Origin of the sequence: Streptomyces sp. NPDC014889, from assembly GCF_043081205.1 — a bacterium.
In the GTDB taxonomy this organism is placed as follows: Bacteria; Actinomycetota; Actinomycetes; order Streptomycetales; family Streptomycetaceae; genus Streptomyces.
The window spans coordinates 247689-260706 of record NZ_JBIBWH010000006.1; the positions used below are offsets into that span (position 1 = coordinate 247689).

A 13018-nucleotide genomic window follows, 5' to 3' on the forward strand; every position below is an offset into this window, starting at 1 on the left:
CTTTCGGATCGTGTAGGGGCGCCGTGTCGGGGGCTGCTCGGGCCGGGAAGTCGGAGCGGCCCTTCGGCGCATCAAGGGGTCAGGCGGAGAGCTGTGCGCTCTGCTCGGCCATCCACGTGCGGACGCGGTCCGGGTTGAAACGCCGGCCGCGGAACGCCGTCGGCTCCACCGGGCAGCCGCGCTTCACCCACTCGTTGACGGTCCAGTTGGAGACGCCGTACAGCGCCATCAGCTGAGCCGTGGTCAGGAGCGGGGAGAGACCGACGGCGGCGAGGGTCTCGGTGCGCTCAGCGAGGGTCTGAGTCGCCATGGCCTTTACACCCTTTCACTGTGTCTGTAGAAACTGTGGGCATGTCGAAGTGGTCCTGGAGGGGCTCGTCCAACGCCGTGGCGATGAGCCACGCCGTCCGCAGCCGGCACTGCTCGGCTGCGGTCCGGCCGCTGCCGGTGACCTTGCTGACGGTTGCGAGGCTCACCCCCCGTCCGCGGACGTCGACCGCCCTGGTGCGGGCGGCGAGCTCGGCCTGGGTCACGCCGCGGCGCTCCATCGCGTCTCGGAGTGGCTGGCCTTCGCTCTTGCGGATGAGGTCGGTCATGTGTGCCTCGCGTCTTTCGGGGACTGCGGCGCCGGGTCGCCCCGGCGTTGACACATTTCTACTGTGTCAGTGTCAGTGAGGTCAAGTGAGTGTGAGTGAGTTTCGGGCGGGCCGTGTCGTCGTAGCCTGAGTCGAACGAGTGTTCTATGGTGGGCGCATATGACAGAGGCGACGGCGCGTGCCGGGGAGGTCACGCGCCGCGTACATAACGCGCCATGCTTCTACTTTCACTTGCGAAAGTAGAAGATCAACATGCACTCTTAGGCCGTGGCAGACCAGGAGCGAACCGAGGATCTGGCGCAGCTTCTCGCTCGCCTCAAGAGCACTTACGGCGTCAACGACAGCGAGATCTCGCGCCGCATCGGCGTCTCCCCTGCCACCGTGAACTCATGGGTGCACCGCAAGCGGGGCACCGGCCGCGGCCCCAACCGCGACAAGCTGCGCGCCCTCGCCGCAGCCTTCCCGAAGTTCACCGAAGCCGAGATCTTCGCCGCAGCCGGCCGCGAGTCGCCCGGCCCACTCTCCCCCGACGCCGAGGCCCGCATCATCGAACTGTGGCGCGGCCTGACCGAGGAGCAGCAGCGCGCCAAGGAAGTCGAAATGCGCGCGTTGAACGAGATGAACCGTACGGGCCAGTAGTGCAACCCTCTGGCCGTCTCGTGAGTCTCCGCTAAACGGACTTGTTCACTCAGCGTGAGATCGGCTCTACAACATGTTCAACAACGGTCGATAATTTCCCCAAACGCGGGTACGTTCGGACGGACGCCGATGTCCTCCCCCGTCGGTAACAGGTCCCGTTCACCTGCAATCCGGGGGTGTGTATGTGTGTCCGCGTCTGGTTCGTCCCTCCCGACGCCCTCCCTACCTTCGATGCTGACGCTCGCGCCATCGAGATACCGAGTGGCCTCTCCCTCGCACACACCGTGACGCTCATCCGCGCCATCCTCACCGAACTCGTCGTCCCTCAGCCCGAGATGGGTGCAGTCTGCTGGTGCGGGGCTTCGGTCGACCTGACCCCGGTCCCGCACATGCCTCAGCAGAGGATGAGCGAACAGGTGGTGAATCATGGGGCGTAGAGCCTCGAACAACCCGCGGCAGATCCGATCCAAGGTGTGCGGCTGCCCAGAGTGCATGGAGAAGTACCCGCCCGGCGGCGAGTACGCCGACCGGAAGCGGCGCCGCGACTGCATCGGCCCGTGGCAGGCCCGCTACCGGGACCCGGCCGGCAAGCAGAAGGCGAAGAACTTCCCGATCGCGGACGGAGGGAAGCGGGCCGCCGAGGCCTTCCTCGACGACGTCCGCTCCCGCGTCCGGCGCCGCGAGTACGGCGACCCGAAACGCGGCGAGATCACCATGAACCAGTGGTGGGACCTGTGGTGGGAAGCGCAGCCCGACCGCGCGGTGACGACCATCAACAGGAAGCTGTCCAACTGGACCGCCCACATCAAACCGAAGTGGGGCGCCTGGCGACTGTGCGACCTCGAGTACATCGAACTCCAGGCGTGGCTCACGAAGGTCAAGGGCTACCACACCCGGAAGAAGGTGTGCGAGCTGCTCAACCAGATGCTGCGGGCCGCGGTGAAGGACGGCCGGCGTATCCCCTTCAACCCGGCCGCCGACCTCGACATCGGCGACGCTCCTGCGAAGCATCCGGACGACGTCCGGCCGCCGACCCGGGAGCAGGTCGCGCTCATCGTCGAGCAGCTGCCCGCGTACTACCGGCCGCTCGTCGTCTACTTGGAGCACACCGGCATGCGGTGGGGCGAGGCGACGGGGCTGCGGTGGGAGAACGTGGACCTGGAGGCTCAGCACCTCAAGGTAAAGGAGGTGCTCAGTGAGGACGATGGGCGGCTGTTCCGGAAGCCTGCGCCCAAGAGCGTCGCTGGGTTCCGGACGGTGCCGGTCACGCCGCAGGCGGCCGAGGCCATCCAGACCATGGTCGACCGGTGGCGTCCCCCGAAGACTGTGACGCCCATCGGTGACGACCCGTACGACCTCGTGCCCGAGGAACTGGTGTTCCGTGGGCCGCAGGGAGGGGTGCTCACCCGGCACAACTTCCGGCGGGTGTGGGTGCCGGCCATCAAGGCGGCAGGCCTGGCCAGGAAGGTGAAGAACCCGGAGACGGGTCGGACGGAGTGGTGGCCGCGGGTGCACGACCTGAGGCACGTGTTCGCGACGTGGCTGAAGGATCTGGGGATCGACGAGAAGGACACGCAGACGGTGATGGGCCATGAGCGGGGGTCCAAGGTCACGTGGATCTACCAGCACTCGCCGGAGGATGTTGCTGCCAAGGTGCGGGCGAGGATGGCTCCGGAGGCCGAGGGTGTTCGAACTCTGCGGGCGGTGGCGGGGTGAGAGTCCACGGGAGTCCACATGGAGTCCACAACACCCCCTCATTGATCCTCACTGACGCTCACTGAAACCTGTTTGCGCAGGTCACGCCCTCGTTATCATGGACTCACTGAGCCTCACGGCGGCTTACTGAGCCTCATGATCGCTTTACGTTCTCTCCTAAAGCGGGTGTCGCAGGTTCGAATCCTGCCGGGGGCACCAGCGAAAAGGCCCCGGACCGATCATGGTCCGGGGCCTTTGACATCAACGGAGGCGGTCACTGACGACCGGGACCCCTCCGCAGCAGGCGGTCCATGTGGCTCATGGCCTCGCGCTGGGTGTCCTGGACGACGTGGGTGTAGACGTCCATGGTGATGCTGATCTGGGAGTGGCCGAGGATCTCCATCACGACGCGGGGCGCGACTCCGGCCGCCGTGAGGAGGGTCACGGTGCCGTGCCGGCATCGGGCAGCCGGATCGCGCGTAGGTCGGCGGACTGGGCGACGCGGGTGGAGCTGGCCCACTCGCGCCGAGCAGGAGAAGGCCCGCCGTCCCGGCCCCGCAGTCGCCACGCACACCGCAGCGCTGATCACGACCCCACGGACAGCTTGGGGGCAAGCAGCTCCAGCACTTCCTCCCAGCGGTAGCGGTCGGCCCCGCCGCCGGCCTTCGGCCGGTGAGGCTCGTAAGAGCCGATCAGGACGCCCATCTCTCGCAGCCGGTCCAGGCTCTGGCGGTACGCGGGGTGGGTGGCCTGGGCGGAGTTCAGGTACGGCAGCACGGCAACCGGGACGTCCATGGCGGGCGCTTCGCACAGGATGCCCAGGGCGAGATTGTCTGAGATCCCGGCGGCCCACTTGTTGACCGTGTTGAAGGTGGCCGGGGCGACCGCGATCGCATCCGCGGGCCGAGTCGGGCGTGGTTCACCCGGTGATCGCCAGGCCGAGCGGATGGGGCGGCCGGTCTGGGCCTCGACCGCCTCCGCGTCAAGGAAGCCAAGTCCTTGTGGGGTGGCGATGACGCCGACGTCCCAGTGCCGCTCCTGTGCGGCGGTGATCAGCCGGCCGACGTCGGCGGCGACCCCGGCCGCGCAGACCACGATCTGGAGGAACGGCTTGTCGTGCTGATCACTCACGCGGGCACTCCCAGTTGGCGGCTGAAGTGGTGCAGCTCGGGCAGTGCCCGGCGGCGGTCACGGGCTGCCATGTCGGCGACCAGTTCGCGTACGGCCGGGCGGCGGACGTCCTGTGCCGCGCAGCTCTCGGCGATGCGCAGGGCCTGGTAGCCGTCGGCGAGTCTGCCCTGCTGACTGTAGGCGCGGGCGGCCTCCACCCAGAGCGCGGCCCGTCGCTCGGGCACGGGAATGTGCCGCCGCATGAGGGGCCGTGCGATTTGCAGAGCGATGCCGGCGTCGCCGAAGGAGACGGCCGCGCTGACCTCGTGCAGGGCGACGTTGGTGGGGCTGAAGTTCGCCCAGGCGTCCGGCCGGTCGAAGGCGACGTAGCGAGCCACCTCCTGGGCCTCGGTGAGGAATTCCTGGGTGGTGTCGCGGTCGCCGTTCCTGCTGGCGGCAGTCGCGCCGCGGAGCAACAGCAGGCCGACCGCTGCCAGGTACCGGGGCGAGCGCTGGTCGTAGGAGCCGGTGAGCTGGTCGGCTGTGTGGCGGACCATGTTCACGGCCTCGGCGGAGTGCTTCTCCCTCACCAGAACGTGGGCGTGAACGCGGACACTGGCGGCGAGGACGACAGGATCCCCAGACCGCTCCGCCTCGGCCATGGCCCGACCGGCCGCGAGCCAGGCGTTGCCCTGGTCGGCTCGCTTCAGCAACAGGCTCACCGACGTCTGGTAGGCGGTCGCAAGCAACCCGGACGCCTCCGCCGAGCCGGATGAGCCGCCGGCAGCCTGGCGCAGGTCGGCGATCAGACCCGGCAGGGCCTGCTCCAGCTCCGCGTAGTCGCACATGCAGAACATCCGGCGTACGGCCCGTGCCCGCTCCCGCAGCTCGTCGATGCCCGAGGAATGCCCGGTGGCGGCGGGACTCGTACCCGGCAACAGGACCTGGATCAGGTCGTGATGTGCCGCGGTGGACGACGGCGGAGCCGCGAGCGCGGCGACGCTCGCGGCAAGGAAGGTGCGGCGGTGCATGTCCTCGGTTCCGGGGTCGGCGGGGCTGGCATCGGGGGCGGTGGCGAGGCCGAGGCGTTGCGGTGAAATGTCCAGTACATGCGCGATCTCACGCAGCACGCGTACGTCCTGCGTGCCCCTGCCGCTCTCCAGGCGGCTCAACTTCGACTGGTGATACCCCAGTGCGACGGCGACGTCCTTCTGCGAGCGCCGCTGTAACACGCTTGCCTGACGGATCACTTCGCCGATCCGTCTCGCTTCACTCTGCGCCTGGGCCATCTGTGCCACGGCCCCTCCTGCCGTCGCCGATCCTGCCTGCTCAACCGAGCGTAGCCGAGCTGTGATTGACCGCGATGCAGCTCCTGCATAAGTGATGCAGCCCCAGCACACAGCGTGGCCCCGCCTGCCTTCGGAGCGGTTGCGTGGAGCAGCCGCACCGATCCAGGAGGCAACTGGTGAACGCGCACCAGTTCACTCTCTCCGTACCCGCCACACCGACTGCGGTCACCGCCGCCCGGCACCAGGCCGTGGACGAGATAGAAGGCTGGGATGCGGGGCTCACCATTGGGGTGGTGCACACCGCCGAGCTTGTGATCAGTGAGTTCGTCACGAATGCGGTCCGGTACGCCGGCGCCGACCCGGTCTCCCTGTCCGTGCGCCTCGACGAGGACGCACTGCGGATCGAGGTCTGCGACGCCTGCCCGCTGCTGCCCCAGCCAGGTCTCCCGGACCCGTACAGCGAGAGCGGCCGGGGCTTGTTCCTCGTCGCCGTTCTCACCGACCGGTACGGCGCTGAGCCGACGGCGATCGGAAAGCGCTGCTGGGCCGAGATCGATCTGCCCACCAGCCCGGACCAAGAGGTCGCCTTCTCCCTTCCTCTGCAAAGGAGTTGATGATGACGACAACCCGCGCCCCAAGCGTGGCAGCCGAGGTGATCGCCGTACGACCCGGCCCACCGCTCACCGGCACTGTGACCGTCGACGGATCCAAGAACGCCGCCCTCCCGCTGCTGGCCGCCGCTGCAGCCATCGGCTGTCCGGTGAGGCTGAGCAACATCCCGGCCAACACGGACGTCCACATCACGCTTTCGCTGCTGCAGCAGGCAGGCTGGCACAGGCCGGGGCGTACCCGTCCGGCACCTCGCTGACCTGCAAGTCCGAGAAGAGCAGGGTGAGACGGTACGCGTTGGTCTCGATGCGAACCTCATGGAGTCGATCCCAACGGCTTGTGTCCAACGGCGGGTCGCTTCCGACTAGGGGAGGACCTTCGCACTTGGGTACAAGCAGTGCCCCTTCACACCCCAGACGTATCCGTCGAGGTCAACGCGGGCCGCGTCCTGGCCACGTCTATCGACTCAGGCATCCTTCGCCGCAGGCCATGGCACACGCCGACCACGCTGAGTAAAGTGCCCTTCACCAACTTCAGGGGGCCGACGCTATGCCGAGACCGGTAGCGTCAAGGGCAAGGGGGGCAAGGGGGCGACTGTGAGCCAGTGGTTCGTTGCTTACAACCTGCACAGCGGAGACCCAGTTGATCCGTCGAGCGTGGATGGTGAGAACAAGTACGAGCGGGTACTTGACGCCCAGGCACAAACCCCTTGCAAGGCGCGAAAGCGGGCACGAGCAGCTCGTGGCAAGAGTGGCGCTGATGCGGACCGCCGACGTCAGGAGGAACTCCGCCGAAATGGCCTGTTGTGAACGTGGAGCAAGCAGTGCGGTCGTACCCCTTGGGTCCCTCGGTGACCGGTGGATCTCGCGCGAGTTCTGAGATCTACGGCTGACGTCAACGGCGCCGGACGGAGGCACACCCCAGCGGCTTCGTCCGACTGTCGCATCAGTCGACGGCAACGGCCGGCGCGGGCGGGGATCGAACTCCTGAAGCGGGTGTCGCTGGTTCGCGCATATGGCACGGGTGCGGCTGCGGGCAGAGGTGGGGCTTTCCAACCCCGCCCACGCCATGTGCCTGAGAGGCCCGTCTACGATCAGCCGCCATGGACTGGCTGGAGCGGATCGCGAAGCTGAGGCAGTGGACCAGGAGTGGAACCCGCGCTCCGCACAAGCCGCTGCTGCTCCTGTATGCCCTCGGCCGGTTCCAGGAGGACGCCGACGGCGATCTGCAATACACCGCGGTGGAGCAGGACCTGCAGCGCCTGCTGACCGCGTACGGCCCGCCCAACAAGACGACGCCCGCCTACCCCTTTCATCACCTGGTCAGCGACGGCTTATGGGAAGTGCGCACCGATCGCGGGCCTGGCAGCCCCGGAAGTGGGGTCCGGGACCTCCGGGAGACGGGCGCCACCGGACGACTCGCGCCGGACTTGAGAGCGGCGCTGCGACGCAAACCGCAACTGCTCGGCAGAATCGCACGATTGCTGCTCGACCTGCACTTCCCACCCTCCCTCCACAGCGAACTGTGCGAAGCCGTCGGCCTGGAACTGGAGCCGGCGGAGACCGAGCAGCTCTCGACGGCACGCAGGCAGCGGGACCCGCGGATGCGGGAGCTGGTACTGACCGCCTACGAGTACCGGTGCGCCTTCTGCGGTTACGACGGCAGGATCGGCGCGGTGCCAGTCGGGCTGGAGGCCGCCCACGTGCGCTGGTGGGCGTTCGGCGGCCCCGACGACATCGAGAACGGGCTGTGCCTGTGCTCGCTGCACCACAAGCTCTTCGACAAGGGTGTCCTCGGTGTGGGAGACGGCCACCGCATCCTGGTCTCACAGCGCTTCGTCGGCCACAGCGCAGCCGCCCGCGAGCACGTCATAGCCCTCGCGGGCCGTCCACTCGTCGGCCCACAGCCCGGCGCGCGCCCTGTTGCTGCCGCTCACCGCGACTGGCACACCCGTCAGGTCTTCCACGGCGAGCCGCGCCCTGCTACGACTGCCTGACCGCTGCAGCCCTCATGAGACACCCCCTTCACAGAACGTACGTTCGACCTGAAAGATGGGCACGGTCGCGTGCCAGTTCGGTACGTCGCTCGTTAGGCAGCGCAGTCGAGGCGCCAAGGGGGCAAGCGTTGATGGCCCTTGCCCAACTGCTACGGGAGGGGACTCATGGGCGATCGCAGCACAATCGAGTGGACTGAGGCGACCTGGAATCCCACCACAGGCTGCGATCGCATCTCCCCCGGGTGCGACAACTGCTACGCCCTGACGTTATCCAGACGCCTCAAGGCGATGGGGGTGGCGAAGTACCAGATCGACGGGGACCCCAGGACATCGGGCCCAGGGTTCGGCCTCACCCTCCATCCGGACACGCTGACCATCCCGCGTCAGTGGAAGGCCCCCCGCATGGTCTTCGTCAACTCAATGAGCGACTTGTTCCACGCCAAGGTGCCCTTGGACTTCATACAGCAAGTCTTCCAGGTAATCGCTGACACCCCACAGCACACCTATCAACTACTGACGAAGAGGGCCCGCAGGCTCCGGCGACTAGCAGGCCAACTCGACTGGCCTCCCAACCTCTGGATGGGCGTCTCCGTCGAGAACGCGGATCACCTGGATCGCATCGACGAACTGCGGCAGGTGCCAGCCGCAGTGCGGTTCTTGTCCTGCGAACCACTGCTCGGCCCTCTGACAGGTTTGCGTCTGGACGGCATCGGTTGGGTGATCGCAGGTGGAGAATCCGGCCCCCAACACCGCCCCGTGCAAGAGGAATGGTTGGTCGAGATCCGCGATACCTGCAACAAGGCCGACGTGCCGTTCTTCTTCAAGCAGTGGGGTGGCCGCACCCCCAAGTCCGGAGGCCGTGAGCTCGCCGGCATCACGTGGGACCAGATGCCGCCCCGGCTGCGCGTGGCAGCAGTGCAGTAACGGCCAATCTTCAAGGAACGCCGTACGCGCTCTGGTGGCATATAGCAACGGTGTGTGACCCTCTCCCCAGCAGGGCCGTATCGGAGCAGGGGGAGCGGTCATGGCCATACCGAAAGATGCCGTGTGGGAACGCGATCCGCACACGGCCGCCAAACACGACTTACTCAAGCGGTACTTGGAAGCGTGGGCGCCCATTCTGCTGTCGCGGAACGACGTGATCACCTACGCGGAAGGGTTCGCGGGCGCTGGCGTCTACAAGCAGGGCGAGCCCGGATCTCCCGTCGTCGCCTACGAGGTCTTCGCCCGCGCTCTGCACCGTTTCCCGAAGCGCATGCGTCTGATCCTCATGGAGGAAGACCGCCGACGGGTAGAAGAATTGCAGCGCCAGATGGCCCTCGCTCAATCGAGGCACGCGGACGACATCACTGCACGTCTGTCGGTCGACATCGGACAGGGAGACTTCCACCCGGCCCTCCTGAGGAAGCTGCAGAGCACCGGCAGGCTGGGCAAGCCCCTCTTCGTCCTCCTGGACAGCTTCGGTGGGCCCGACATCCCGTACTCGCTCCTGCATGAACTCGGTCGCTACCGAAGCACGGAAGTCATGGCGACCTTCGAACCCGCCTTCCTCACTCGGTTCGCCGAGAGACACGACGGCCACCGGCAACTCGGTGACGAAGCCTTCGGCAGCCAGGAGTGGCAAGACGTATTCCGGCAGCCTTCCTCGCAAAAGTTCACGTTCCTGCGCGAGCAATACCGGGCCACGCTGCGCCAGGCCGGCTTCACGCACACGCTGTACTTCGAGATGGTCGACGAGGGCGGCAGGAAGCTCTACCTGATCTTCGGCACCCAGCACGAGCGGGGACTGGAGAAGATGAAGGACGCCATGTGGAAGGTAGACCCTTCCTACGGCGTCCGCTACCGCGACCCCAGGGACACCGAACAGCAGCTGCTGGATCTCGTATTCGAACCGGATACGGCTCCACTACGACGGATCCTGCACGACTTCATATCCGAAGCACCCAACGGGCGAACTGTCCCGGAACTCCAGCGCTACACCCTCTTGGAGACCGTCTACCGGCCCGCCCAAGTGATCACGGCCGTCCGACAGTTACGTGAGTCGGGCGCCGTGACGACGGAACCTCGTGCCATCAACAGCAAGACCCGGGTGAGCGCGGTAGCGACACCGCCCCCTCCTGGTCCGTCGGCTGAGCAGGGTGCTCTCTGGTGAGAGGTCCAGAGGGCACGTCCAGGGCACATGAGCCTGGAAAACGGTGTTGACCCGTGAGAACTACGGAGGGGGATTGTCGCAGGTCAATACCATTTTCGCCACGAAACCCCAGGTCAGCACCCCGCCCCTCCCATTCGCTGCACGACTGGAAGAACGTCTCGCACTTGTCGACAGGTAGAGCCGGCTGCCGTCCCTTCGGGCAGACCCCGTCCGAACGGATTCAGCACACATGAGGCCGGGAAACCTCGTGAACACGCGAGAACTACAGAGGGGCGTTTTCCCAGGCCAGAAACCTGATGGCTGAGGTTTTCGCAGGTCACAGCACCGCCCAGGAAAAACTCCTAAAGCGGGTGTCGCAGGTTCGAATCCTGCCGGGGCACAGAGAAAAGGGCCAGCTCAGGAGGGGTTTCCTTCCAGGCTGGCCCTTCAGCGCTGCCGGAGTCGTGCCACAGGCGTGCCCCTACGGGCCCGCAGGGTCCGCTTCGGAGGGGTCAGAAGCCGCTCCCCCCACCGTGCCGGATCATCTCACCGAGCCGATCGGCGATGGCCCGGTCCCGGTCGCTTGTCATGTGCTGATAGATCAGCGCAGCGCGCGAGCTGCTGAGGCCCATACGATCACTCGCGCCAAATCAGCTCCGGCGACAGAAGCCCACGGCATCTGAGCCGTCAGAGCCGTGGGCTTCTTCAGGCCCGCTGGTCAGCGGGACCGATGATCAGTAGACCGGCTACTGACCGCAGCTGCCGGCGCTTGCCGCGCCCGTTGAGACTCCACCGACCGCGTGGGCATGCAGACGCCCAGGGACCTTCAGGACGTCGTTCGACCCGTCGCCCAAACCTCAACGGGCGCTATCGCAGCGGCGCGCTCCAGCCGGCGAAAGAGCTGCCAGAGCACGACCACCTCAAGAGGATCCCGAGGGGCTTCTGCCATCAGTGGGTGACATCGGCGTCCGCGTCTGGCGGACACGGGTCGCGGCATTCGCCCAGGCATCGTGGGTGTCGGGCCTCACCGTTGTCGGCGAGCGTTTACGCAGGGCCGACAGCACCGAGGCGCACGTGTGTTGAGGATCGTGCACGTGGACTGACCAGCCCCCCACGGCGAAAACTCACGAGCCCGATGTCACAGCCGTGCGATAGAAAAGCCTTTCAGCCGCGGCATCCACCACAGACACGTGGAGGGATCACGGCATGGTTTTCGACACGTCCTGGGGGGATTGATGTTCAGAAGACGGGCGGCTTGGGCCGTCATTGGCACCGTTGCACTCCTGTTGGCCGGCACCCCGGCAGCGAACGCCGTGGAGGGGCGGGCTCCTGACGTCCGGTGGGCGAACAGCGTCGAGGACGACCTCGGCACCCTGGCCGTCAGTGTCACCTCCGACAGCGCCATCACGGAGATCAGGGCCCATATCGTCTCCGATACCACAGACCAGGAGGTCGCCGTCGTGGAGAACGACGCGTTCGTCCTCGTCTCCGGCACGCCAGACGACGGCGTGTGGCACACGAAGCAGCCTCTGGACCTTGCCGACCTGGGCGTCTACACCGTCCGCATCGAGGCCACGGACAGTGACGGCGACCGCACCACCGACAACTCCGCGGGCCGTCTCGTCTACTACGTCACGCCGGTATTCGAGGACGTGCGCACCGACCGCACGGAGGTCGACATCGACCACCGCCAGGTGCGGGTCGACGGCATCCTGAAGGGACGCTGGCCGGCGACGCGCGAGCTGAAGCCCCTGGCAGACCACCGGGTGGACCTCGATGTGGACTACTGGACGGAGGACACCGTCCGCACCGATGCGGAGGGACGCTTCTCCGGCACGGTCACCGTGAACGACGCGGTGCCAGTCCAAGCCATTTACCGGCACGACAAACCCTACGTCCTGTACGGCGAGTCCCCGTCGATACAGATCGGCGTCCGGCAGGTAGCCACGCGCTGGACCGTGCAGGCCCCGGCGGAGGCCCAGACGATCGACCTCGGGCAACCGGTCACTTTCACGGCGACGTTGGAGCGCGAGACCCCGCAGGGCTGGCTGCCCTTCGGGGGCCAGAGCGGTGGAGTGCTCTTCGAGCCCTCCTCCGGTGGTCAGTTCGAGACCGTCGGCTACTTCACGACGGGCGAGGACGGCAAGGTCACCTTCACCCACGCGCCGTGGGAAACCGGCAGCTTCCACGTGGGGTCGCACAGTGACGACCCATTCATCGCCTCCGCCTCCGCGGACAGTGCCCAGATCACCGTTCTGCGTGCCTCGGTCTTCACTTCGCTCTCGGCCACCCGTACACAGAGCCACGGTGTGCACGTCGAGGGTGCAATGGACTTCCCCGACGGCTGGACACCCGCCACCATCCTGGTGCACATCCAGTACTCGCCTAACGGCAAAGAGTGGACAGACCTGCTCACGGCAGAGGCCTACTGGCGCGGTAGCGGTTACGCCTTCTCGGCCGACATCCCTGATGTAAAGAACGGCAACTTTCGCGCGCACTTCGAGGCGACCGATTGGTTCCGTGCAGCGACGTCGGAGACCGTGAAGGCGAAGGGCTGACATCAACGACGCCGGATGCGGACGCACACCAGCGTCTCCGTCCGGCTGCCACACCGGCCGACGACCGCAGCCGAAGCAGCTGCGGACCGAACTCCTAGAGCGGGTGTCGCAGGTTCGATTCCTGCCGGGGGCACCGTATGTGGCCTGCTGTCACTGCCCCGCGATCATCGGCCGCGGGGCAGTGACAGCAAGTCTTGCCGGCAGTTTCCTCTGCCGGCGTCGCCGAGCAGGCAGTCCCTGCGGCTCATGGCCTCCCGACCGACGTCTCGGACGACCCGAACTGGTATGAAGCGACATCCTCCGCCTGAGGACACTCGTCACCGTCGGCGACCGGAAACCGCTTGGCCGTGCAACCACAGGCTGTCTCATGTATCCCACTTCTCGTACGACTGTCC

At 66.7% G+C, this 13018-nt stretch carries 11 protein-coding genes, 2 tRNA genes and 2 pseudogenes; 10 read left to right on the forward strand and 5 right to left on the reverse strand.

Going from position 1 to position 13018, the window contains the following annotated elements:
* Nucleotides 1–79: 79 nt before the first annotated feature.
* Nucleotides 80–310, reverse strand: coding sequence for a hypothetical protein (locus ACF09J_RS13995; protein WP_392305652.1), 231 nt, complete (start codon nt 308–310; stop codon nt 80–82).
* Nucleotides 288–596 carry a helix-turn-helix transcriptional regulator gene (locus ACF09J_RS14000; RefSeq protein WP_392305653.1) on the reverse strand — a complete coding sequence of 103 codons (309 nt, stop codon included), beginning with the start codon at nt 594–596 and terminating at the stop codon, nt 288–290. Before ACF09J_RS14000 ends, ACF09J_RS13995 begins: the two co-directional genes overlap by 23 nt.
* A 267-nt stretch (nt 597–863) precedes the next feature.
* Here ACF09J_RS14000 and ACF09J_RS14005 point away from each other — a divergent pair, with 267 nt between their 5' ends.
* From ACF09J_RS14005 to ACF09J_RS14015, 3 genes are all read left to right on the forward strand, one after another.
* Nucleotides 864–1235, forward strand: a complete 372-nt coding sequence (locus ACF09J_RS14005) for an XRE family transcriptional regulator (protein WP_392305654.1) — start codon at nt 864–866, stop codon at nt 1233–1235.
* Between the two features lie 426 nt (nt 1236–1661).
* Nucleotides 1662–2951 carry a tyrosine-type recombinase/integrase gene (locus tag ACF09J_RS14010; RefSeq protein ID WP_392305655.1) on the forward strand — a complete coding sequence of 430 codons (1290 nt, stop codon included), beginning with the start codon at nt 1662–1664 and terminating at the stop codon, nt 2949–2951.
* An 85-nt stretch (nt 2952–3036) separates the two neighbouring features.
* Nucleotides 3037–3149, forward strand: a tRNA-OTHER gene (locus ACF09J_RS14015).
* Nucleotides 3150–3204: 55 nt separating this feature from the next.
* On the opposite strand, the pseudogene ACF09J_RS14020 reads toward ACF09J_RS14015, so the two are convergent.
* From ACF09J_RS14020 to ACF09J_RS14030, 3 genes and pseudogenes are all read right to left on the reverse strand, one after another.
* A pseudogene (locus tag ACF09J_RS14020) lies at nt 3205–3443 on the reverse strand (tyrosine-type recombinase/integrase); the annotation flags it as partial.
* 72 nt (nt 3444–3515) lie between these two features.
* Nucleotides 3516–4061, reverse strand: a complete 546-nt coding sequence (locus tag ACF09J_RS14025; RefSeq protein ID WP_392305656.1) for a flavoprotein — start codon at nt 4059–4061, stop codon at nt 3516–3518.
* On the reverse strand, nt 4058–5329 hold the full coding sequence (locus tag ACF09J_RS14030; protein WP_392305838.1) for a helix-turn-helix domain-containing protein: 1272 nt from the start codon (nt 5327–5329) through the stop codon (nt 4058–4060). The genes ACF09J_RS14025 and ACF09J_RS14030 overlap by 4 nt, the downstream gene beginning before the upstream one ends.
* A 176-nt stretch (nt 5330–5505) precedes the next feature.
* Here ACF09J_RS14030 and ACF09J_RS14035 point away from each other — a divergent pair, with 176 nt between their 5' ends.
* From ACF09J_RS14035 to ACF09J_RS14065, 7 genes and pseudogenes are all read left to right on the forward strand, one after another.
* Entirely contained in the window at nt 5506–5943 is a 438-nt protein-coding gene (locus ACF09J_RS14035) for an ATP-binding protein (protein ID WP_392305657.1), read from the forward strand.
* A 2-nt stretch (nt 5944–5945) separates the two neighbouring features.
* Nucleotides 5946–6164: pseudogene (locus ACF09J_RS14040) on the forward strand (UDP-N-acetylglucosamine 1-carboxyvinyltransferase); the annotation flags it as partial.
* 876 nt (nt 6165–7040) lie between these two features.
* The gene (locus ACF09J_RS14045) at nt 7041–7934 is read left to right on the forward strand and encodes a phosphorothioated DNA-binding restriction endonuclease (RefSeq protein WP_392305658.1); all 894 of its coding nucleotides are present in this window, start codon (nt 7041–7043) and stop codon (nt 7932–7934) included.
* A gap of 165 nt (nt 7935–8099) precedes the next feature.
* Nucleotides 8100–8858, forward strand: a complete 759-nt coding sequence (locus tag ACF09J_RS14050; protein ID WP_392305659.1) for a DUF5131 family protein — start codon at nt 8100–8102, stop codon at nt 8856–8858.
* Between the two features lie 100 nt (nt 8859–8958).
* Nucleotides 8959–10086 (forward strand): three-Cys-motif partner protein TcmP, encoded by a 1128-nt coding sequence (locus ACF09J_RS14055; RefSeq protein ID WP_392305660.1) that lies wholly within the window; start codon nt 8959–8961, stop codon nt 10084–10086.
* A 289-nt stretch (nt 10087–10375) separates the two neighbouring features.
* A tRNA-OTHER gene (locus ACF09J_RS14060) sits at nt 10376–10463 on the forward strand.
* 792 nt (nt 10464–11255) lie between these two features.
* On the forward strand, nt 11256–12623 hold the full coding sequence (locus ACF09J_RS14065) for a hypothetical protein (RefSeq protein ID WP_392305661.1): 1368 nt from the start codon (nt 11256–11258) through the stop codon (nt 12621–12623).
* The last annotated feature ends 395 nt before the right edge of the window (nt 12624–13018 follow it).

Bases quoted from the DNA above. Each gene is read 5' to 3' on its own strand.
- ACF09J_RS13995 (WP_392305652.1), bottom strand. From the start codon at position 310: ATGGCGACTCAGACCCTCGCTGAGCGCACCGAGACCCTCGCCGCCGTC.
- ACF09J_RS14000 (WP_392305653.1), bottom strand. From the start codon at position 596: ATGACCGACCTCATCCGCAAGAGCGAAGGCCAGCCACTCCGAGACGCG.
- ACF09J_RS14010 (WP_392305655.1), top strand. From the start codon at position 1,662: ATGGGGCGTAGAGCCTCGAACAACCCGCGGCAGATCCGATCCAAGGTG.
- ACF09J_RS14030 (WP_392305838.1), bottom strand. From the start codon at position 5,329: ATGGCCCAGGCGCAGAGTGAAGCGAGACGGATCGGCGAAGTGATCCGT.
- ACF09J_RS14045 (WP_392305658.1), top strand. From the start codon at position 7,041: ATGGACTGGCTGGAGCGGATCGCGAAGCTGAGGCAGTGGACCAGGAGT.
- ACF09J_RS14050 (WP_392305659.1), top strand. From the start codon at position 8,100: ATGGGCGATCGCAGCACAATCGAGTGGACTGAGGCGACCTGGAATCCC.
- ACF09J_RS14055 (WP_392305660.1), top strand. From the start codon at position 8,959: ATGGCCATACCGAAAGATGCCGTGTGGGAACGCGATCCGCACACGGCC.